Origin of the sequence: Tritonibacter scottomollicae, from assembly GCF_032924845.1 — a bacterium.
In the GTDB taxonomy this organism is placed as follows: Bacteria; Pseudomonadota; Alphaproteobacteria; order Rhodobacterales; family Rhodobacteraceae; genus Epibacterium; species Epibacterium scottomollicae.
The window spans coordinates 4,015,995-4,035,722 of the sequence record NZ_CP136704.1 but is presented as its reverse complement, the minus strand read 5'-3'; the positions used below and the strand labels follow the sequence as shown (position 1 = coordinate 4,035,722).

The window sequence follows — 19,728 nt, the reverse complement described above, 5'->3', positions numbered from 1 at the left end:
CCTCAACAGACCAACCAAGGAGTAGCCCCGCGTGTCCATCACCCGCGACGCCGTCCTCGACGCCCTCAAGACCCTCAAGGATCCCGTAAGCGGCAGCGACATTGTTGCCGCCGGGATCGTTCGTGCCCTCACACTCGAAGATGCCAATGTGCGCTTCGTGATGGAAATCGACCCCGCGAAATCAGATACTTACGCCCCACTGCGCGATCAGGCCGAGGCCTTGGTCAGCGACTTACCCGGGGTGGAGAAAGTCTCCGCCCTGATGACCGCGCATAGCGCCAAGGCACCGCCGCCGGATCTCAAGGCCGGCAGCAAACCTGCACAGCCCCAAGGCCCGCAGAAGATCCCCGGCGTTGCAAAAATCATCGCCGTGGCCTCCGGCAAAGGGGGAGTCGGCAAATCCACCGTCTCCGCCAACCTGGCCTGTGCCTTGGCGCAGGCAGGCCGTCGCGTCGGATTGTTGGACGCGGATGTCTACGGCCCCTCGCAGCCGCGGATGCTCGGCGTTTCGGGCCGCCCGGCCAGCCCCGATGGCAAAACCATCCTGCCCCTGCGCAACCACGGCGTCACCATGATGTCGATCGGCCTGATGACCAATGACGATCAGGCCGTGGTCTGGCGTGGCCCGATGCTGATGGGCGCGCTGCAGCAGATGATGATGCAGGTGCAATGGGGAGCGCTCGACGTGCTGATCGTCGACCTGCCACCGGGCACCGGCGACGTGCAGATGACGTTGGCGCAAAAGGCCGAGGTGGACGGCGCGATCGTGGTCTCCACCCCGCAGGACGTGGCGCTGATCGACGCGCGCAAGGGCATCGACATGTTCCAGAAGCTGAACGTGCCGATCCTCGGCCTGATCGAGAACATGTCGACCCATATCTGTTCCAACTGCGGCCATGAGGAGCATATCTTCGGCCATGGCGGCGTTGCTGCAGAGGCGGAAAAGCTGAACGTGCCGCTGCTGGCCGAAGTGCCCCTGCATCTGGACGTGCGTCTAGCCTCCGACGGGGGCGCGCCGATCGTGGTCTCCAAGCCCGACAGCCCGCAGGCCAAGGCGTTTCAGGACATCGCGGCAGGGCTGGTGGAGCGCGGCGCCGCATGAGCGAGGAGGTCACCTTTCCGCCCCTGATGACGGGCGAGGCTGCCGGTCCGGGGCAGGATCCCTTTGACCTGGCGCGCCAGAAGGCGGAGTTGGGCGTGGATGCAGGGCTGGTGGTGTATGACCTCGGCGCCGACACTCTGCGCGCGGCGCTGGTGCTGGCGCCGGAGGTGCCGCTGGCACAGGCGATGGCGATGCTGCCCACCTGTGGCGTCGGTTTCCAGAACGCCCTTGGCGCACTGGCCCCGCCAGAGGTGGCCGTGCATCTGGACTGGGAGGGCGGATTGCGTATCAACGGCGCCCGCTGCGGCAGCCTGCGCATTGCCGCCAGCACCGATGATCCCGCCGCGCGACCCGACTGGCTAGTGGTCGCGCTGGAGCTGCCGCTCTGGCCTCAGGGCGACGGTGGCGAGACGCCGGATCAGACCGCGCTTTATGCCGAAGGCTGCGCCGAGGTCACCGCCCCGCGCCTGCTGGAGAGCTGGACCCGCCATTGCCTGCACTGGATCAACCGCTGGGACGAGGGCGACCTGAAAGCGCTGCATGCGGAATGGCAGGGATTGGCCCATGGCATCGGCGAGGATCGGCAACAGGCCGGCCTCAACGGCACATTCCTTGGCGTGGACGCAGATTTCGGCATGCTGCTGCGCGATGACACAACGACCCACCTGATCCCGCTGACCACCGTGTTGGTGCGGGACTGACAGGAGAGAGACGACATGAAACTGGCCCGTGCCATCCACTTTGACGAAAGCGACATGAACGTCTTTGCCAGCCCTGCCCGCACCGGCGAGTGGTGCATCTCCGGCGGCTTTGAATTCTCCAACTGGAGCGAAGGCGATCTGGTCGGCAAACAGCGCCAGGCCTTTGCCAACGGCTGGATGGGTCTGGAAACCGGAGGGCGCGTGACCTTTGTCGCCGTCACCCAGGTCGAGAGCGATGAGGCTGCTGCCCTGATCGAACAACTCGCCGCGCATTTCGTCACCCTCTACGGCGCTCCCGATCTGGCGACTGCACGACCGGTGGCCGAGGCCGAGCTCGATCACATGGCGGAATTGTGCGAGGATCACGCGCCCAACACGCTGCTGACCGTCGCGCGCGAGCTGACGGATGCCGGGGTGCGCGAGAGCTTTCGTGTGATCGAGGCACAGTCGGCAGGGCTGGAGCAATTCGCCATCCACGCCACCCCTGAAAGCTGACGGATGAACCTTGCCAACCCAGACGCGGCACAGGCGAGGAAAGAACATGCAATAGGGGGACGGCAGGGCTGGCACGACCCCACATCTCGCATTAAGATTCCTGCATGGATTGCGTCATATCGTGGCGCGAACCAGACATTCAACAGGGTATCAAATATGCTGAAAACTACATTTGGGGCTTTGGCCCTGTGTTGCGTTGCGGGGTTGGGCAATGCGGCAAATCTCTTTACCGAAGCGGGCAACTGGGCCGCTGTCTACAAGGGCAACACCTGCCACGTCTATACCGTATCATCGGCGCGCGACACCTCCGGCTATCTTGAATTCACCTTCCAGAACAAAGGCCTCAACGCAACGTTTGACTATATCTATACGCCCTACACCCCGGACGAGGTCGACCCACCCTGGGACGAGTCGGAAGATTTTGTCACGCTCTATATCGATGACGAACAAGTCTGGTTCGGCGACGAGATGTTCTTTTACACCGGCCCCGGCTTCACCTATGGCGCAAGCATGACGCCCGGTTTCATTCCCGAAGTTCTCGATGCCATGCTGTCAGCCCAGAGCGATTTCGGCTTTGCGGTAGAGCGCGCCGCCGAGGGCGAAACCTGGCTCTACGGTGGCTTCTCGCTTGACGGGCTGGATCAGGCGCTCGCCAAGGCGGGCGAGATGTGCCAGTTCGACCCAGGCGCGCTGCCCCAGTCCTGACGCTCCGAACCTGATATTCCGAAGGGGTACAGCCGAGGGGCGCGGGTTGACCGCCCCCCTTATTCACAATCCCGCCGCCGGCCTCAGTGGCACCCGCGCGGGATTTCCTCCTGCCACTCGCGGGTCAGCACGAGCTCTTCGCCCTCATAGGCCTTGATCCCGCGCCAAAGGTAGAATGTTTCGCGGTCACAGGTCATGCGGCTGTCCGTCTCGATCCGCACCGCCCAGTCGTCGCGCGCGAATTCGAACACCCAATTGCAGTCGAACTGTGCTGTGGCCGGGTCATCGGGGTGGATCGCATAGCGCATGCGCACATTGCTGCCGACCAACTGGCCGTGGCTGGCGTTGCGCGCCGCGCCATAGCTGTCAAAGCTCTCCAGCACCTGCGTGCCATCGGCCTCCACCCGCGTTTCCGCCTCGCCCCAGGGGGCCTCCAGCACCTCCGCCTGATAGGTCGGATAATCCCGCGCTGGGGCTGGCGCTTGCGGGGCGATCTCTGTGTCCACCCGGCGTTCCGGCAGCACCAGCGCGCAGCCCTCCAGATGCAGGGTGATCTCCGCCGCCTCCGGCGCGGGCCAGACGATGGGCCAGTAGGAGGTGGATAGCGCCAGCCGCAGCTGATGCCCTGCCAGCAGACGATGGGCGCATTCGTTCAGCTCGAACTCCACCTCGTAGCGCTTGCCCGGCTCCAGTCGCGTTGCGACCTCGTGACTGTCATCGTGGCACAGGTTGCGGGGACGATAGGTGATCCGCTGCGATTGCCCCGAGGGCGCCACGTCACAGAGCCGCGCCACCACCTGCGCCACCGGCCGATCAACGCTGAAGGACAGCCGCACACGGGGGCGGCCCAACAGCTCCATCGGCGCCAGCAGGGGCGTGCTGTCAAAGCAGGTCGATGCCGCATCATCCACCGTCTGACCGTCCGGGCGTTCGTTGTCGATGCGGATGCCGGGGCAGAAATAGCCGCCCGCCTGCCCCACTGTCGCGGGGCTCTTGACCCGCGCCGTGCCCGCCTGCGGATCCGGCGCAAACCCCTCTTCGGCCAGCGGCCAGACAACCTCGGAAACGCTCGGTGAGGGCCAGACCTCCTCCGCCACCCAGCGGCCATTCTGGGGCACATTCTTCGGGCTTGGCGGGGTGAATTCCTGCATGAAGACGCGATAGTCCGGCAGGCTGTCCGCCCCGGCCTCCTCGCCCTTCAGGTACTGATCAAACCAGCGCAGCACCTCGCCATGGAAATCCGCGGCCTCAATTTGCGAGATATGCGCATAGCGATGCTCCCACGGACCCATCAAGGCCTTGGCGGGTGCGCCGGTCATCTTTGCCGCAATCGCCGGGGGCGCGTTCACATAGGCATCGGCCCAGCCAGTAATCGCCAGCACCGGCGCTGTGATCGCCGACCAGTCCTCGCAGATGGAGCCGTGTTTCCAGAACCCGTCCCGCGTCGGATGCCGCAGCCAATCCGCCGCCATGAACGGCAGATCCTCGATCCGTCCCAGCCATTCGCTGCACCAGTCGGGGCGCAAAACCGGGTCCAGCGGGCGGGTCATATAGGCGAACATCTGGCTCGCCCAGTTTGTGTTGTCACTCAGCAGGCAGCCGCCCATGTAGTGGATGTCATCGGCGTAACGATCCACGGTGGAGGCCACGGAGACCACCGCCTTTAGTGCCTCGGGGCGCCGATAGGCCATCTGCAAGCCGTTGAAACCGCCCCAGGAAATGCCGATCATCCCGACCTTGCCGCTGGACCAGTGCTGCGACGCGATCCAGTCCAGCACCGCTTCGCCATCGGACAATTCCTGTTCGGAATACTCATCGTCGAACCGTCCGTCGCTATCGCCGGAGCCTGCGATATCCACCCGCACGCAAGCATAGCCCTGGGCGGCGAACACCGGATGCGTGGTGCCATCACGCGGCGCGGTACCGTCGCGTTTGCGGTAAGGCAGGTATTCAAGGATCGCGGGAAACGGCCCCGTGCCCTCCGGCAACCACATCCGCGCCGCCAGACGGCGGCCATCGGGCAGTGGTATCCAGAGGTGCTCGGTCTCGGTGATCTGATATTGGTCGGACATGCCGGCCTCCTGCTCTTGCGTCTTTGGCCCGGACCCTGCGCCAAATCAACGTAAGGTGAAACTGCGCGCTTGTACGCGATTGCACGTATCTTTACGCATACTCGCGTCACATCGCGAAAGGGCATGCTATGAGCACCGCATTCAGCCAGAACCTCCGGTTCCTCTGTGCCGAGGCGCCCTCCATCGCGCAGGTCTGCCGCGAGATCGGCCTCAACCGGCAGCAGTTCAACCGCTACCTGTCGGGCGCGGGGCTGCCCTCCGCCCACAACCTGCGCCGCATCGCCCGTCACTTCGCGGTGGCGGAGGCGGATCTGTTTGCGGACCCTGCGCGCTTTGCCGCCGCCCGTAGGCCCGTCGCAGCCCCCAACCTGCCCGCCCCGCTGACCCATTTGGGCCGTGGCTTTGCCGATCAGGCGCGGCACCTGCGCCGTTTCCTCGGCAGCTATCACGGGTATTACCGTACCCCGACCTGGCCCGGTCAGGTGCTGCGTTCGCTCATCCACTTGAAGGAACAGGACGGCCATGTGGTCAGCCACACGTTCGAACGCGCCCGCGCTGCTGATGGCAGCATAAAGCAGCGCAGTGTATATCAGGGTCTGGTCGCCCTGCGCGGCGGGCGCATCTGCCTGTGTGAAGCACCGCGCAACGATCTTGGCGCGATTTCGGAGACGATCCTGATGCCGGAGCATCCGCATCAGATCTCCTACCTACAGGGACTGGTGCTTGGGGTGTCTGCCGGGGCCAGCCGTCGTCCGTTCTCCGCCCGCACCGTCTGGCTTCGGCTGGAGGAGAAGATCACCGCCCGCGCCGCCCTGGCGGCCACCGGCACGCTGGCGCAGGACAGCCCGCGGTTGGACCCGAAGATTCGCCGCCTGCTGGGAGCGGACACGCCACTGACCCTCGCCCCGGACGTCTTTCCGCCCAGTTGACCTGCACCTAGCCTGCGTCGCGCGGCAATACCGGCGCGGAGCGCTCCAGCGCCAGCTCCGCATCCGAGAACACCCATGGGCCGCGCACGCCGGGCACGCCTTCGGGGGCGATCTGCATGCCGCGATGCTGGATCTGCGCGTCCTCAAAAGCCTGACCAATGGTGTTGATCGGCCCGGCCGGCACCGTGGCCTGTTCCAGCGCGGCCAGCAAATCCGCTTGGCCCCACTGCGCCAGCGCCGCCGCCAAAACCGGCGTCAGGTCGCCCCGGTTGGCCACCCGCAGCTGATTGGTCGCAAAGCGCGGATCGCCCTTCATTGAACCGAGGTTCAGCACATCGCAAAGCCGGGTGAACTGCCCGTCATTGCCCACCGCAAGGATCACATGGCCATCGCGCACCGCCATCACCTGATAGGGCGCGATGTTGGGGTGTTCATTGCCCATGCGGCTGGGGCTCTCCCCCGTCGCGAGGTAGTTCATGTTCTGGTTCGCCAGCATCGCCGTGGCGCAATCCAAGAGCGACATATCGATATGCTGCCCACGCCCGGTGCGATGGCGCTGCTCCACCGCGGCCAGAATGCCGATGCTGCCATAAAGCCCGGTGACCACATCGGTGATCGCCACACCCACTTTCTGCGGCTCGCCCTCTGCGGCCCCGGTGACCGACATCAGCCCCGACATGCCCTGCAACAGGAAATCATAGCCCGCCCGCGTTGCATAAGGTCCGTCCTGACCGAACCCCGTGACCGAACAATAGATCAGTCTCGGATTGATCTCCTGTAGGTTGGCGTAGTCCAGGCCGTATTTTGCCAGCCCGCCCACCTTGAAATTCTCGATCAGGATATCGGCATCCTGCACCAGCGCGCGCACCTTCGCCTGCCCCTCAGGGGTGCGGAAATCAGCCGTCACGCAGCTTTTGCCCCGGTTCGCGGCATAATAATATGCGGCGGTGCTGTCGCCATCACGCTCGATGAAGGGCGGCCCCCAGCGGCGGGTGTCATCGCCCTCCGGGCTTTCCACCTTCACCACATCGGCACCCAGATCCGCCAGCGCCTGCCCGATCCAGGGACCGGCGAGAATACGGGCGAGTTCCACCACCTTGAGGCCTTGAAGCGGGGTCATGAGCGCCATCCTTTGCATGTTAAACACTTGTTTTGCCTTGCATAGCCGACACCGACACCAAAGGCCAAGCCTTGCCGCACGCGACATAAGGGCCGAGGCCGCGCCAAACGCAGCCTCTCTCGGTGCCATCCGAACACGCATGCATGTCATTGCAGCGCCGCATGGCTTGGAGAGGGCCGCGCGAGCATTGCCAGACTCTTCGGATGCTTAATTCTTAAGCAGGCTTTGCGCAAATCGCCGCAAAATGCGCCACACGCCCGCCCCCACATCACAAGTTTGCGGACTTAAATGGCAGTTTCGCAACCAGACTGGGAAAAAACAGTCACGGAGTTTGGGCCTCGGCGCAGCATGCGCGGGCCGCCACACCGGAGGAGGCGCGCGATTACTCACATCGCTCATATCAGCACGCAGGGCGCGCAGCAGGCCGCATTGGCGACGGCGGATCAGCCGCGCGCTGTGGGTCGTGCGATGGTGTCATCCAAGCGCCGCGCCGATGGGTGCATCGCACTGGATGGGCTGCGCCAATCCGGCGCGCTGAAACTGCTGTTCCCGCAGGGCCGTCCGCCGGTGGAGGCGGTGATGGTCAATACCGCTGGCGGCATCACCGGCGGCGACCGCTTTTCCGTTGCGGCGACCGCTGGTGCGGACAGTCAACTCACCCTGACCACACAGGCTGCAGAACGCGTCTACCGCGCGCAGCCGGATCAGACCGGCGAGATGATCACCACGCTTGATGTTGCAGGTGGCGCACGATTGAATTGGCTGCCGCAGGAGACGATCCTGTTTCAGACCAGCAGCTATCGTCGGTCCTTGCGCGCGGATCTGGCCGCCGATGCGCGGTTGTTGCTGGTGGAGCCCCTCGTGCTGGGCCGCGCCGCCATGGGAGAGCAGCTGACCGCAGCGCAGTTTTACGATCGTATCGAGATCTTTCGGGCCGGTCGGCGGGTCTATCATGACGCGATCCGCTTGCACGGCGACATTGCAGCCCAGATGGCCCGCCCTGGTCTTGCCGGAGTCCTCTCGGCCCCTTGCGGCGCGATGGCCACATTGGTTCTGGCCGCACCGGAGGCCGAGGCGGCGCTGGACTGGATCCGCAGCGCCCTGCCCGCTGGCGGCACCGCCCTTGGGGGCGCTTCCCTGCTGGCCGCCGACCTTCTTCACCTCAGGCTTCTGGCGACCGACAGCTTTGTCCTGCGCCAGAGCCTTCTGCCCATTCTCGACCGGCTGACCAATGGCGGTCTGCCGCGCTGCTGGAGACTTTGACGCGATGAACCTGACCCCGAGAGAGAAAGACAAACTGCTGGTCGCCATGGCCGCCGAGGTGGCCCGCAAACGGCTGGCGCGCGGCGTCAAGCTCAACCACCCGGAGGCGATCGCGCTGATCACCGACGCGGTGGTCGAAGGCGCCCGCGATGGCCGCTCGGTGGCAGAAATGATGCAGGCGGGCGCCGAGGTTATCACCCGCGATCACTGCATGGCGGGCGTGCCCGAGATGATCCACGAGGTGCAGGTCGAGGCCACCTTTCCCGATGGCACCAAGCTGGTGACCGTCCACAATCCCATTCGCTGACAGTATAATCCGGAGACCCAAACCTATGAAACACCTGCCCGCCCTGACACTCGCCCTGATGATCGCTGCCGGACCGGCATTGGCCCATGGCGGCGCGCATATCCATCCGCATGGGGCGGAGGTCTGGATCGCCCTCGCCGTGGTTGCGGTGATCGTGGTGGGCTGCATCAAACTGTTGCGAGGGCGCAAATGATCCCCGGCGAGATGTTCCCGGCCCCCGGTGATCTGGTCCTGAACGCCGACGCCGAGGTGATCACGGTGATGGTTGCCAACACCGGCGACCGGCCGGTGCAGGTGGGCAGCCACTATCACTTTGCCGAAACCAACCCGGCGCTGGACTTTGACCGGGCGGCGGCCCACGGCCTGCGTCTGCACATCGCCGCTGGAACCGCCGTGCGGTTCGAACCCGGTCAGCGCCGCGAAGTGCAGCTGATCCCGATCTCCGGGGCGCGCCGGGTCTATGGCTTCAACCAGCAGGTGATGGGGGATTTGTGATGGAGATGCTGAGGGCCGCGACCGAGCCTGGGTGGGCGCTGCTGCCATCTATCAGGACTGCGCCCTCACCCCCCGGAGCACCGATCTCGCCTGCCTCAACGGTGCCAACGCCCCCCCCCGGGGGGGGGGCGGGCGCGGCCCTGCCTGTCGTCCGGGCGGATCACCACCAGCCACGCCATTGGTCAAGACGCGCAAGGATCGAAATGAAATGGCCGGTGATCGGACGCCAAAACGCGACGCTCGACAAGACGATGCCTCGCTTTGTTGATCGCAAGAAACAGTGTCGTCACCGGCACCTGCCGAAACAAGCACATGTCAGCCACTGACGAACACAAAGTATCATATAACATTATCATAAGGTTAGGTCATGCCCGCCAAAATATCCCGCGCCGATTATGCCGCCATGTATGGCCCCACCACCGGAGACCGTGTGCGCCTGGCCGATACTGATCTGATCGTTGAGGTGGAGCGCGACCTCACCGGGCCCTATGGCGAGGAAGTGAAATTCGGCGGCGGCAAGGTGATCCGTGACGGCATGGGACAGTCTCAGGCAACACGCGCCGCGGGGGCTGTGGATACCGTCATCACCAATGCGCTGATCCTTGATTGGACCGGGATCTACAAGGCGGATGTCGGCCTGCGGGATGGTCGCATTGCCGCCCTCGGCAAGGCAGGCAACCCCGACACGCAACCGGGTGTCGACATCATCGTCGGCCCCGGCACCGAGGTGATTGCGGGCGAGGGTCGTATCCTCACGGCGGGCGGCTTTGACAGCCATATCCATTATATCTGCCCACAACAGATCGAGGACGCGCTACACTCTGGCCTCACCACCATGCTGGGCGGCGGCACCGGGCCGGCCCATGGCACTTTGGCCACCACCTGTACCCCCGGTGCCTGGCACCTTGGTCGCATGATGCAGGCCGCAGATGCCTTTCCCATGAACCTCGCGTTTGCGGGCAAGGGCAATGCCTCCCTGCCCGCTGCGCTGGAAGAACAGGTCAACGCCGGGGCCTGTGCGCTGAAACTGCACGAGGATTGGGGCACCACCCCTGCCGCCATCGACTGCTGCCTGAGCGTTGCCGACGCGATGGATGTGCAGGTGATGATCCACACCGATACATTGAACGAGAGCGGCTTTGTCGAGCACACCGTCAAGGCTATGAAAGGCCGCACCATCCACGCCTTTCACACCGAGGGCGCGGGCGGCGGCCATGCGCCGGACATCATCAAGATCTGCGGCGAGGAACACGTGCTGCCGTCCTCGACCAACCCGACCCGGCCCTTCACGGTCAACACGCTGGAAGAACACCTCGACATGCTGATGGTCTGTCACCATCTGGACAAGTCGATCCCCGAGGACGTGGCCTTTGCCGAAAGCCGCATCCGGCGCGAAACCATCGCGGCCGAGGACATCCTGCACGACATGGGCGCGTTTTCGATCATCGCATCGGACAGCCAGGCCATGGGGCGCGTTGGCGAGGTGATCATCCGCACCTGGCAGACCGCCGACAAGATGAAGAAACAACGCGGACGACTGAGCGATGAAACCGGCGAGAACGACAACTTTCGCGTCCGTCGCTATGTGGCGAAATACACCATCAACCCGGCCATCGCCCATGGCATCGCCCATGAGATCGGATCGATCGAGGTCGGCAAACGCGCCGATCTGGTGCTGTGGAACCCAGCGTTCTTTGGCGTGAAGCCGGAAATGGTGCTGATGGGCGGCAGCATTGTCTGCGCCCAGATGGGTGACCCCAACGCCTCAATTCCGACACCGCAGCCGGTCTACTCACGGCCCATGTGGGGCGCCTATGGCCGCTCGGTCGAACACTCCGCCGTGACCTTCGTCTCCGAGGCCGCGCAGGCCGCGGGCATCGGCAAATCGCTGGGGCTGGCGAAACAGACACTGGCGGTGAAGGGCACGCGCGGCATTGGTAAATCGGCGCTGAAGCTCAATGACGCGACACCGCATATAGAAGTGCATCCGGAGACCTACGAGGTGCGCGCCGACGGCGAACTGCTGACCTGCCAACCGGCGGCAGAGCTGCCGATGGCCCAGAGATATTTCCTGTTTTAAGGTGACGACGCATTTAACTAGAGGAGCCTGCCCATGTCCCGCCTGCCCGCCCTTGTCGCATCGCTGATGCTGCCCCTGCCGCTGTGGGCAGAGACCTGTCCCGTTGCCGCAGATCTGACCACCGGAGGTATCGCCTTTGATGTCAACGGGATCGACATCGAGATCTTTCGCCAGAAACGCCCTGGCCTGATCGAAAGCTTTTACGCCTATGAGGGCGATCCAGAGAACGGCACTCGGGCAATGCTGGCGCAGGGTCTGTATGTGCTGGAGCTGGTGGATCTGGAAAACGGCGACATCACTCCCGACAGCCGGGGCGTCTACAGTTTCCCGGTTGCCCCGTCCCAACTCCCGCTACCTGACCTCGAGACCTCACCCGGCACCGAATGGACCTTTACCGTTGCTCATAACTTCAGCGGTGACCTTGGCAGTGAAACGCAGGTCTATACGGTCATGCCGAAGGAGGAAAAAAGCTATGGCGACTGTGCCTATCCGATGATTCCCATCCAGATGCGTTACACCACCGACACCGGAGAAGAGATCGAAATGCTTCATTTCCTGCCGGACCTCGGGATCTCTTACCTTGCCAGCGTAGCGTATGACGGCGGCGAGGATATTTATGACTATCAAACCATCAGGGCATTGAAATAATGCGAGTTTTTTCAGCAACCTCAACAGCCTTGCCTTTGACGCATGACGGGAATGCGTCAGAACTACTAACCTATTTGCTGCAACGCAGCTATGTTGAAGCCACGGGAGCCACAGTCTTGAACACAGGAGCAATTCCCAATGGCATACGCAACGAACGCACAAGCAAACAACACCTTCAATCCGCTGGCACTGATCGCCGGTTTCTTCCGCGCCATCGGCAACGGTCTGGTGCACATCGCGGAATCGAACCACCGCGTGAACCGTGCGCGCACGCTGATGGCGCTGTCGGACGAAGAGCTGGCACAGCGCGGCATGAAACGCGACGATGTGGTGAAACACGTCTTTGGCGACATCATGTATATCTGAGCCACCGCGCGCTCGATGGTACTGAAAATATCCGCCTGGGGGGCCGCACATGAGCGCCCCCCGGCTGACCGCCCGCCGCTACCATGGCCACGCCCATGACCCGAGCCCGTGCGACAGCGTCGTGCTCGACTATGACGCCCGCTTTCTGCGCCGCAAGGTCCTGACCTGCGCAAGCGGAGCGCGGCTGCTGGTGGACCTTCCACAGACAACCTCGCTCGACCACGGTGGCGTATTGCTGCTGGAGGATGGCGGCGAGGTGCGTGTGGTCGCAGCCCCGGAACCGCTTCTGGAAGTGACCGATGGTCACCTGCCACGCATTGCCTGGCATATCGGCAATCGCCACACCCCCTGCCAGATCGAGGACAACCGCCTTCTGATCCAGCGCGACCACGTGATCCGCGCCATGCTGGATCATCTGGGCGCCACCTGCCGCCCGGTCGAGGAACCCTTCACCCCCGAGGGCGGCGCCTATGGTCACGGGCGCACCCATGCACATGAACACGGCCATACCCACCACGATGGCGGCCATTCTCATGCGCACGATCATGACCACACGCATGACCACAGCCACGAGCACTGAGATGAGCGGCACGGCGACGCTTCTGCTGATGCAATGGCTCTCTCCGGCCTATCCGGTGGGGGCCTTTGCCTATTCCCACGGGCTGGAAACCGCCGTTGCCGACGGGCACGTCCAAGATGGTGCAGGGCTGAGCGACTGGCTTGCTGATCTGCTTTGCCATGGCGGCGCGCAATCGGATGCGGTTCTTCTGGCCTGCGCCTGGCGGGCGCAAACGGGCGAAGAGCTGGCAGAGATCGACGAAGTCGCACGCGCCTTCTGCCCCTCGGCGGAGCGCCTGCGCGAAACCGACCTGCAGGGAAATGCCTTCTGCCGGACCACCGCCGGGATCTGGGGCGACGCCCTCCCCGCGCTCACCTACCCGGTGGCGGTGGGCCGCGCGGCGCAATTGCACGACATTCTGCTGGAGCCCACGTTGCAGATGTATCTGCAGGCTTTTGTGTCCAATCTCATCGCGGCGGGCCAACGCCTGCTGGCGCTTGGTCAGCAGGAGGCACAACATCGCCTCGCTGCGCTCACGCCCTTGCTGCAGGACACCGCGGCATCTGCCCTGATCGCGACGCGCGACGACCTGTTCGGGGCAAGCTTTGCCGCCGATATCGCCTCCATGCGCCACGAAACCCAATATTCGAGGATCTTTCGCTCATGAGCACACCAAACGGCCCCCTGCGCGTGGGCATCGGCGGCCCGGTCGGCGCTGGCAAGACCACGCTCACCGCGCAACTCGCCCGCGCACTAAAGGATCACCACTCCATCGGCGTCATCACCAATGACATCTACACGCAGGAAGATGCGGAGGCGCTGATGCGCCAGCAGATCCTGCCGCAAGACCGGGTGATCGGGGTGGAGACCGGCGGCTGCCCCCACACCGCAATTCGCGAGGATGCCTCGATCAATCTTGCCGCCGTGGCGGAAATGCAAAACCGCCACCCGGAGATCGAGATTGTGCTCATCGAGTCGGGCGGCGACAATCTGTCGGCCACGTTCTCACCGGAACTGGCGGATGTGACGCTCTATGTGATCGACGTGGCGGCTGGCGAGGAAATCCCGCGCAAGGGTGGCCCCGCCATCACGCGCTCCGACCTGCTGATCATCAACAAGACCGATCTTGCGCCCCACGTTGGCGCGTCCCTCGAGGTGATGGAACGCGATGCCACCCGCATGCGCCGGGGGCTGCCCTTTGTCTTTGCCGCCATGCGTCATGGCGAGGGGGCGAAGGAGGTGATCCGGCACCTGTGCGAGATCGGCGGTCTCGACTCACCCGCCGCTCTGACCGAGCGCAATTGAACACAGGCGCTGCGCTGACGGCCCTCTCCCAATGGGCCCAAACATGAGTGTACCCGAGGCCATCAGACCGTCGGGCACATGAGGTGTCGTCTTTGTATTCAGATGTCCGGCTGCCAAAACGCTGCGCCCCCGAGCGTCAGTCGCTGCGAACCATGGCATAATCAGCAGAGGTTCCGGAGGCGCAGTGAATGCCCTCGGCATAGACCTTCGTCAGAGAGACGCCTGCAACAAGGGCGGCCAAAGAAATTGTTTTAATGTGTTGAATCATATCCGTACCCTCCGGCAATCGGGACTGGGAATGTGCCCCATTGATTTTACGCTAGCAGCGGATCTACGCCGGAAATATGAACCGCTTCACACAAGGGCGTAAAAATCTCTGATCCACCTTGGTCCGTTTTCCGCTCCGTGCCATACAGGGGACCGACGCACGCGTCAGGGCAGCGGTCGAACAAGGGCAGGACAACAGCAATCCCTTTCAACACCAAACCCTTTGCGACATTGATATGAAATTTGAGAATTAGAACTGGAATTGTTAGCGCTAACTTGGCATATAGGCCGCGAGACTGGATCTCTCGCGCCGTGCCGCGTCGCGCGGACCCCCAACGAGACCCCTGAGGAGCTGATCCGATGAGCGATATCTGGCAGACACTCGCCGACCACCGCGCCACCACCAAAGACACCCCGCTGGCCGCCCTGTTCGATCAGGACGCGCAGCGCTTCGCCGGCTTCTCGGCCGAGGCGGACGGGCTGTTGATGGACTACTCCAAGACCGCCCTGGATGGCACTGCCCGCGACCTGTTGCTAGAGCTGGCGCATCGCTGCGACCTGCAAGGCAAGATCGACGCGATGATGTCGGGCGCAAAGATCAACACCACCGAGGGCCGCGCGGTGCTGCACACCGCCCTGCGCGCCCCCGCCGATGCGGTGATCGAGGTGGACGGTGAAAACGTGGTGCCCGGCATTCACGAGGTGCTGACCCGCATGGGCGGCTTTGCCACCGCCCTGCGCGATGGCAGCTACAGCACCAAATCCTGCGTGGCCTTCACAGATGTGGTCAACATCGGCATCGGCGGCTCCGATCTGGGTCCGGTGATGGCAACGCTGGCGCTGGCGCCTTATCATGACGGCCCGGCCTGTCATTTTGTCTCCAACGTGGATGGCGCCCATATCCATGACGTGCTGGCGGGCCTGAACCCAGAAACCACGCTGATCGTGATCGCCTCCAAGACCTTCACCACCATCGAGACGATGACCAACGCGCAGACCGCGATCACCTGGCTGCAGGCCAGCCTGGGCGAGGATGTCTCCGGCCATCTTGCCGCCGTCTCCACCGCGATGGACAAGACCGCCGCCATGGGCATCCCCGACGCCCGGGTGTTTGGCTTTGCCGATTGGGTCGGCGGGCGCTATTCCCTCTGGGGGCCGATCGGCCTGCCGATCATGATCGCCGTGGGGCCGGAGAACTTCCGCGCATTCCTCGATGGCGCGGCGGCGATGGACGCCCATTTCCGCGCCGCACCGCTGGCGGAGAACCTGCCCGCCCTGCTCGGCCTTATCGGCATCTGGCACAACAACATCTGCGGCTATGGCTCGCGCGCGATGCTGCCCTATGATCAGCGATTGGCGCGCCTGCCCGCCTATCTGCAACAGCTCGACATGGAATCAAACGGCAAATCCGTTGACCTCGACGGCGCCCCGCTGCCCCGCGCCTCCGGCCCGGTGGTCTGGGGCGAGCCGGGCACCAACGGCCAGCATGCGTTCTATCAGCTGCTGCATCAGGGCACCCAGGTCGTGCCCACCGAGTTCCTCATCGCCGCCACCGGCCACGAGCCGGATCTGGCCCATCAGCACAACCTCCTGAAAGCCAATTGCCTCGCCCAATCCGAGGCCCTGATGCTGGGTCGCTCCTATGAGGAGGCCCACAGCATCGCCGAAGGCCGTGGCTTTACCGGTGCCGAGGCGGAACGGATGGCAGGTCATCTGTCCTTCCCCGGCAACCGCCCCTCGATCACCCTCGCCTACCCGAAACTCACGCCATTCGTGTTTGGCCAGATCGTTGCGCTATATGAACACCGTGTGTTCACCGAAGGCGCGATCTGGGGCATCAACTCCTTTGACCAATGGGGCGTCGAACTGGGCAAGGAGCTGGCCACCCGCCTGCTGCCCATGGTCGAGGGCGAAGATGCCTCGGCCAAGGACGCCTCCACCCGCGGCCTGCTTGCAAAGCTCGCGACCTGAGCCCACCCGCCAACCAAGAGGACGACATTCATGGTATCCCGCGTCATCCCCGTAGACAGTTTCGACTTTGTCCTGTTCGGCGCCACCGGCGACCTGGCACGGCGCAAGATCCTGCCCAGCCTGTTCCACCGTTTCCAGATCGGCCAGTTCGACGAGGCCAGCCGCATCATCGGGGCCTCACGCTCCAAGATGGATCAGGGCGAATTCCAGACCCTCGTGGGCGACGCGCTGAAGGAATTCGGCGACATCCCCGCCGATGCGGAGCCGGATGTGGAACGGTTTCTGGCGCTGCTGGACTATGCCTCGGTGGATGCCAAGGGCGATGGCGGCTGGTCCGACCTCGGCGCAAAGCTGCGCGACGGCGTGGTGCGGGCCTTCTACCTTTCAGTGGCGCCCTCGCTGTTTGGTGACATCGCCGGACGGCTGAAGGCCACAGGTGTTGCCGATGACGACAGCCGCATCGTGGTGGAAAAACCCTTTGGACATGACCTCGCCTCGGCGCAGGCGCTGAATGCCGCCCTGCGCGAGCATTTCGAGGAAAGCCAGATCTACCGGATCGATCATTACCTGGGCAAGGAGACGGTGCAGAACCTGATGGCGCTGCGCTTTGCCAACTCGCTGTTTGAACCGCAGTGGAACTCGCATCACATCGACCATGTGCAGATCACCGTCTCCGAAAGCATCTCGGTGGCGGGGCGTGGTGAGTACTACGACAAATCCGGCGCGATGCGGGACATGGTGCAGAACCACCTGATGCAGCTTCTGTGCCTGACCGCGATGGAGCCGCCCTCGACCTTTGAACCCAACGCCGTGCGCAACGAAAAACTCAAGGTCATCGAAAGCCTCGAGGCCACGCCGATGGACAATATCGTGCGCGGCCAGTACCGCGCCAAGGCGGGCGACGACAGCTACCGCGATCATGCGGGTGATGCCGCCAGCCGCACCGAGAGCTTTGTCGCGATGAAGGTCGAGGTGGCCAACTGGCGGTGGGCGGGCACGCCGTTTTATCTGCGCACCGGCAAATGCCTGCGCGAGCGGGTGTCGGAGATCGCGGTCTACTTCCGCAAGCCGCCGCACAACATCTTTGGCGAGGACAACGCCATCGACGGCAACATGCTGGTAATTCGCCTGCAGCCGGACGAGGGCATCACGCTCAAGACCACCATCAAGGATCCCGGCCCCGGTGGCATGCGCCTGACCTCGGCGGATCTGGACATGACCTTTGCCGACAGCCTGCCCGAGGCGGGGCGCCCACAGGACGCTTATGAGCGGCTGATCATGGATGTGATCCGCGGCAACCAGACCCTGTTCATGCGCGGCGACGAGGTCGAGGCCGCCTGGGCCTGGGCCGATCCCATCGTCGGGGCCTGGGACAATTCCACCCGCGCGCCGCAACCCTACGATCAGGGCGGCTCCGGACCCGAAGACGCGCTCCTGCTCCTGCATCGCGATGGCCGCCGCTGGCGTCCCATCGGCGCATGACCTCAGCTTTGACCCATCCCGTTTCGACACCATAAGGAGGCACGCCAATGTCGCTCCACGCTACACTCGCCGCCGTCACCGACCGGATTATTGAACGCAGCCGCCCCACCCGCGAGGCCTATCTGGCCCGGATGCGCGCCGCCGCCTCCAAAGGCCCCGCACGCGCGCACCTCAGCTGCTCTGGTCAGGCCCATGCCTATGCCGCCACGGGCGAGGATCAGGACACGCTGGCCACCGGCAGCGGCGGTCACCTCGGTATCGTCACGGCCTATAACGACATGCTCTCGGCCCATCAGCCGTTTGAGACCTACCCGATGCTGATCCGCGAAGCCGTGCGCGAGGCGGGCGGCACCGCGCAGGTGGCGGGCGGCGTTCCGGCCATGTGCGACGGGATCACCCAGGGCGAGGCGGGTATGGAGCTGTCGCTCTTCTCCCGCGACAGCATAGCCATGTCGGTCGGCATCGCCCTCAGCCACAACGTCTTTGACGCCGCCGTCTTCCTCGGGGTCTGCGACAAGATCGTGCCGGGTCTGGTGATCGGCGCGCAGGCCTTTGGCCATCTGCCCGCAGTGTTCCTGCCCGCCGGGCCGATGACCTCCGGCCTCTCGAACGATGAAAAGGCCCAGATCCGCCAGAAATTCGCCAAGGGCGAGATTGGCCGCGACGAGCTGTTGAAGGCCGAAATGGCCGCCTATCACGGCCCCGGCACCTGTACGTTTTATGGCACCGCCAACACCAACCAGATGCTGATGGAGTTCATGGGCCTGCACCTGCCCGGCTCCTCCTTCATCAATCCCGGCACCGAGCTGCGCGATGCGCTGACCCGCGAAGGCGCGAAACGCGCGCTGTCGCTCTCGGCGCTTGGCAATGACTACACGCCGACCTGCGACATCCTGGATGAGAAGGCTTTCGTGAACGGCATGGTCGGGCTGATGGCCACCGGCGGTTCCACCAACCTGCTGATCCACCTGATCGCCATGGCGCGCGCGGGCGGGATTATCCTCGACTGGCAGGATTTCTCCGAAATCTCCGACGTGGTGCCGCTGATTGCGCGGGTCTATCCCAACGGGCTGGCGGATGTGAACCACTTCCACGCCGCAGGCGGTCTGGGCTACATGATCGGTCAGCTGCTGGACGCGGGCTATCTGCATCCCGATACCAAGACCGTCGCCGGCGAAGGTCTCGGCGCCTATCTGATGGAGCCCTTCCTCGACGCGGGCGCCCTCACCTGGCGCAAGGGCAGCACCGAGACGCTGAATGACAAGATCGTCCGCCCGGCCTCCGATCCGTTTCAGCCCACCGGCGGGCTGTCGCGTCTCAGCGGCAACCTCGGCACCGGGGTGATGAAGATCTCCGCCGTCGCCGAGGAACACCGCGTGGTCGAAGCCCCGGTGCGGGTCTTTCACGATCAGGATGAGGCCAAGGCCGCATTCAAGGCGGGCGAACTCAACGACGGCGACGTGGTCATCGTGGTCCGCTTCCAGGGCCCCAAGGCCAATGGCATGCCCGAGCTGCACTCCATGACGCCCTTCCTGTCGATCATGCAGGGCCGCGGCCAGAAGGTGGCGCTGGTCACCGACGGGCGCATGTCCGGCGCCTCCGGCAAGGTGCCCTCGGCGATCCATGTGGTTCCCGAGGCGCTCGACGGCGGCCCCATCGCCAAACTGCAAGATGGCGATGTGGTGCGGGTGGATGCCCTCACCGGCGATCTGCAGGTGCTGACCGAAGGCGTTCTGGACCGCCCCGCGGTCACCGCCGATCTGTCGTCCTATCAGCACGGAACGGGCCGCGAACTCTTCGCCCTGTTCCGCAATTCCGTCACCTCCGCCGACACCGGCGCAACCGTATTTGGAGTCTGACC

21 protein-coding genes are annotated in these 19,728 nt (G+C 64.2%); 18 read left to right on the top strand and 3 right to left on the bottom strand.

Annotated elements, in window-relative coordinates; all coding sequences use genetic code 11:
• Nucleotides 1-31 precede the first annotated feature (31 nt).
• The 4 genes from apbC to R1T40_RS19940 all read left to right on the top strand — a co-directional run bounded on the left by apbC (nucleotide 32) and on the right by R1T40_RS19940 (nucleotide 3,003).
• Nucleotides 32-1,102, top strand: coding sequence for an iron-sulfur cluster carrier protein ApbC (gene apbC / locus R1T40_RS19955; RefSeq protein ID WP_317385391.1), 1,071 nt, complete (start codon nucleotides 32-34; stop codon nucleotides 1,100-1,102).
• Nucleotides 1,099-1,803, top strand: a complete 705-nt coding sequence (locus R1T40_RS19950) for a biotin/lipoate--protein ligase family protein (protein WP_317385390.1) — start codon at nucleotides 1,099-1,101, stop codon at nucleotides 1,801-1,803. The genes apbC and R1T40_RS19950 overlap by 4 nt, the downstream gene beginning before the upstream one ends.
• A 15-nt stretch (nucleotides 1,804-1,818) precedes the next feature.
• Complete coding sequence (locus R1T40_RS19945; RefSeq protein ID WP_106163854.1) at nucleotides 1,819-2,298, top strand: DUF6505 family protein; 480 nt, start codon at nucleotides 1,819-1,821, stop codon at nucleotides 2,296-2,298.
• A 156-nt stretch (nucleotides 2,299-2,454) separates the two neighbouring features.
• Nucleotides 2,455-3,003, top strand: a complete 549-nt coding sequence (locus R1T40_RS19940) for a hypothetical protein (RefSeq protein WP_317385389.1) — start codon at nucleotides 2,455-2,457, stop codon at nucleotides 3,001-3,003.
• Between the two features lie 83 nt (nucleotides 3,004-3,086).
• Here the strand turns inward: R1T40_RS19940 and R1T40_RS19935 are convergent, their stop codons facing one another.
• Nucleotides 3,087-5,075: a CocE/NonD family hydrolase gene (locus tag R1T40_RS19935; protein ID WP_317385388.1), complete on the bottom strand. Its 1,989-nt coding sequence runs from the start codon at nucleotides 5,073-5,075 to the stop codon at nucleotides 3,087-3,089.
• A 128-nt stretch (nucleotides 5,076-5,203) separates the two neighbouring features.
• On the opposite strand from R1T40_RS19935, the gene R1T40_RS19930 reads away from it, so the two are divergent.
• On the top strand, nucleotides 5,204-6,004 hold the full coding sequence (locus tag R1T40_RS19930) for a helix-turn-helix transcriptional regulator (RefSeq protein ID WP_317385387.1): 801 nt from the start codon (nucleotides 5,204-5,206) through the stop codon (nucleotides 6,002-6,004).
• Between the two features lie 7 nt (nucleotides 6,005-6,011).
• On the opposite strand, the gene R1T40_RS19925 is transcribed toward R1T40_RS19930, so the two are convergent.
• Nucleotides 6,012-7,124, bottom strand: coding sequence for a CaiB/BaiF CoA transferase family protein (locus R1T40_RS19925; RefSeq protein ID WP_317385386.1), 1,113 nt, complete (start codon nucleotides 7,122-7,124; stop codon nucleotides 6,012-6,014).
• A gap of 468 nt (nucleotides 7,125-7,592) precedes the next feature.
• Here R1T40_RS19925 and R1T40_RS19920 point away from each other — a divergent pair, with 468 nt between their 5' ends.
• The 10 genes from R1T40_RS19920 to ureG all read left to right on the top strand — a co-directional run bounded on the left by R1T40_RS19920 (nucleotide 7,593) and on the right by ureG (nucleotide 14,147).
• Entirely contained in the window at nucleotides 7,593-8,387 is a 795-nt protein-coding gene (locus tag R1T40_RS19920) for an urease accessory protein UreD (protein WP_317385385.1), read from the top strand.
• Between the two features lie 4 nt (nucleotides 8,388-8,391).
• Nucleotides 8,392-8,694 carry an urease subunit gamma gene (locus tag R1T40_RS19915; protein WP_106163859.1) on the top strand — a complete coding sequence of 101 codons (303 nt, stop codon included), beginning with the start codon at nucleotides 8,392-8,394 and terminating at the stop codon, nucleotides 8,692-8,694.
• Nucleotides 8,695-8,719: 25 nt separating this feature from the next.
• Nucleotides 8,720-8,887, top strand: coding sequence for a hypothetical protein (locus R1T40_RS19910; RefSeq protein WP_317385384.1), 168 nt, complete (start codon nucleotides 8,720-8,722; stop codon nucleotides 8,885-8,887).
• Complete coding sequence (locus R1T40_RS19905; protein ID WP_317385383.1) at nucleotides 8,884-9,189, top strand: urease subunit beta; 306 nt, start codon at nucleotides 8,884-8,886, stop codon at nucleotides 9,187-9,189. Before R1T40_RS19910 ends, R1T40_RS19905 begins: the two co-directional genes overlap by 4 nt.
• A gap of 367 nt (nucleotides 9,190-9,556) precedes the next feature.
• Complete coding sequence (gene ureC / locus R1T40_RS19900) at nucleotides 9,557-11,269, top strand: urease subunit alpha (protein ID WP_317385382.1); 1,713 nt, start codon at nucleotides 9,557-9,559, stop codon at nucleotides 11,267-11,269.
• Nucleotides 11,270-11,302: 33 nt separating this feature from the next.
• Nucleotides 11,303-11,917, top strand: a complete 615-nt coding sequence (locus R1T40_RS19895) for a hypothetical protein (RefSeq protein ID WP_317385381.1) — start codon at nucleotides 11,303-11,305, stop codon at nucleotides 11,915-11,917.
• A 138-nt stretch (nucleotides 11,918-12,055) separates the two neighbouring features.
• Entirely contained in the window at nucleotides 12,056-12,283 is a 228-nt protein-coding gene (locus tag R1T40_RS19890) for a DUF1127 domain-containing protein (protein WP_317385380.1), read from the top strand.
• 49 nt (nucleotides 12,284-12,332) lie between these two features.
• Nucleotides 12,333-12,863 carry an urease accessory protein UreE gene (ureE, locus tag R1T40_RS19885; RefSeq protein WP_317385379.1) on the top strand — a complete coding sequence of 177 codons (531 nt, stop codon included), beginning with the start codon at nucleotides 12,333-12,335 and terminating at the stop codon, nucleotides 12,861-12,863.
• 1 nt (nucleotide 12,864) lies between these two features.
• Complete coding sequence (locus R1T40_RS19880; protein WP_317387009.1) at nucleotides 12,865-13,509, top strand: urease accessory protein UreF; 645 nt, start codon at nucleotides 12,865-12,867, stop codon at nucleotides 13,507-13,509.
• On the top strand, nucleotides 13,506-14,147 hold the full coding sequence (gene ureG, locus R1T40_RS19875) for an urease accessory protein UreG (protein ID WP_317385378.1): 642 nt from the start codon (nucleotides 13,506-13,508) through the stop codon (nucleotides 14,145-14,147). The genes R1T40_RS19880 and ureG overlap by 4 nt, the downstream gene beginning before the upstream one ends.
• Before the next feature lie 136 nt (nucleotides 14,148-14,283).
• Here the strand turns inward: ureG and R1T40_RS19870 are convergent, their stop codons facing one another.
• Entirely contained in the window at nucleotides 14,284-14,415 is a 132-nt protein-coding gene (locus tag R1T40_RS19870; protein ID WP_317385377.1) for a hypothetical protein, read from the bottom strand.
• Between the two features lie 359 nt (nucleotides 14,416-14,774).
• Here R1T40_RS19870 and pgi point away from each other — a divergent pair, with 359 nt between their 5' ends.
• The 3 genes from pgi to edd are packed head-to-tail and all read left to right on the top strand — an operon-like array spanning nucleotide 14,775 to nucleotide 19,726.
• Nucleotides 14,775-16,385 carry a glucose-6-phosphate isomerase gene (gene pgi / locus R1T40_RS19865; protein ID WP_317385376.1) on the top strand — a complete coding sequence of 537 codons (1,611 nt, stop codon included), beginning with the start codon at nucleotides 14,775-14,777 and terminating at the stop codon, nucleotides 16,383-16,385.
• 30 nt (nucleotides 16,386-16,415) lie between these two features.
• A complete protein-coding gene (zwf, locus tag R1T40_RS19860) occupies nucleotides 16,416-17,867 on the top strand; it encodes a glucose-6-phosphate dehydrogenase (RefSeq protein ID WP_106163869.1) in 1,452 nt (483 codons plus the stop codon).
• A 47-nt stretch (nucleotides 17,868-17,914) separates the two neighbouring features.
• Complete coding sequence (gene edd / locus R1T40_RS19855; RefSeq protein WP_317385375.1) at nucleotides 17,915-19,726, top strand: phosphogluconate dehydratase; 1,812 nt, start codon at nucleotides 17,915-17,917, stop codon at nucleotides 19,724-19,726.
• Nucleotides 19,727-19,728 lie beyond the last annotated feature (2 nt).

Bases quoted from the DNA above. Each gene is read 5' to 3' on its own strand.
- R1T40_RS19950 (WP_317385390.1), top strand. From the start codon at position 1,099: ATGAGCGAGGAGGTCACCTTTCCGCCCCTGATGACGGGCGAGGCTGCC.
- R1T40_RS19945 (WP_106163854.1), top strand. From the start codon at position 1,819: ATGAAACTGGCCCGTGCCATCCACTTTGACGAAAGCGACATGAACGTC.
- R1T40_RS19940 (WP_317385389.1), top strand. From the start codon at position 2,455: ATGCTGAAAACTACATTTGGGGCTTTGGCCCTGTGTTGCGTTGCGGGG.
- R1T40_RS19935 (WP_317385388.1), bottom strand. From the start codon at position 5,075: ATGTCCGACCAATATCAGATCACCGAGACCGAGCACCTCTGGATACCA.
- R1T40_RS19930 (WP_317385387.1), top strand. From the start codon at position 5,204: ATGAGCACCGCATTCAGCCAGAACCTCCGGTTCCTCTGTGCCGAGGCG.
- R1T40_RS19925 (WP_317385386.1), bottom strand. From the start codon at position 7,124: ATGACCCCGCTTCAAGGCCTCAAGGTGGTGGAACTCGCCCGTATTCTC.
- R1T40_RS19920 (WP_317385385.1), top strand. From the start codon at position 7,593: ATGGTGTCATCCAAGCGCCGCGCCGATGGGTGCATCGCACTGGATGGG.
- R1T40_RS19915 (WP_106163859.1), top strand. From the start codon at position 8,392: ATGAACCTGACCCCGAGAGAGAAAGACAAACTGCTGGTCGCCATGGCC.
- R1T40_RS19910 (WP_317385384.1), top strand. From the start codon at position 8,720: ATGAAACACCTGCCCGCCCTGACACTCGCCCTGATGATCGCTGCCGGA.
- R1T40_RS19905 (WP_317385383.1), top strand. From the start codon at position 8,884: ATGATCCCCGGCGAGATGTTCCCGGCCCCCGGTGATCTGGTCCTGAAC.
- ureC (WP_317385382.1), top strand. From the start codon at position 9,557: ATGCCCGCCAAAATATCCCGCGCCGATTATGCCGCCATGTATGGCCCC.
- R1T40_RS19895 (WP_317385381.1), top strand. From the start codon at position 11,303: ATGTCCCGCCTGCCCGCCCTTGTCGCATCGCTGATGCTGCCCCTGCCG.
- R1T40_RS19890 (WP_317385380.1), top strand. From the start codon at position 12,056: ATGGCATACGCAACGAACGCACAAGCAAACAACACCTTCAATCCGCTG.
- ureE (WP_317385379.1), top strand. From the start codon at position 12,333: ATGAGCGCCCCCCGGCTGACCGCCCGCCGCTACCATGGCCACGCCCAT.
- R1T40_RS19880 (WP_317387009.1), top strand. From the start codon at position 12,865: ATGAGCGGCACGGCGACGCTTCTGCTGATGCAATGGCTCTCTCCGGCC.
- ureG (WP_317385378.1), top strand. From the start codon at position 13,506: ATGAGCACACCAAACGGCCCCCTGCGCGTGGGCATCGGCGGCCCGGTC.
- R1T40_RS19870 (WP_317385377.1), bottom strand. From the start codon at position 14,415: ATGATTCAACACATTAAAACAATTTCTTTGGCCGCCCTTGTTGCAGGC.
- pgi (WP_317385376.1), top strand. From the start codon at position 14,775: ATGAGCGATATCTGGCAGACACTCGCCGACCACCGCGCCACCACCAAA.
- zwf (WP_106163869.1), top strand. From the start codon at position 16,416: ATGGTATCCCGCGTCATCCCCGTAGACAGTTTCGACTTTGTCCTGTTC.
- edd (WP_317385375.1), top strand. From the start codon at position 17,915: ATGTCGCTCCACGCTACACTCGCCGCCGTCACCGACCGGATTATTGAA.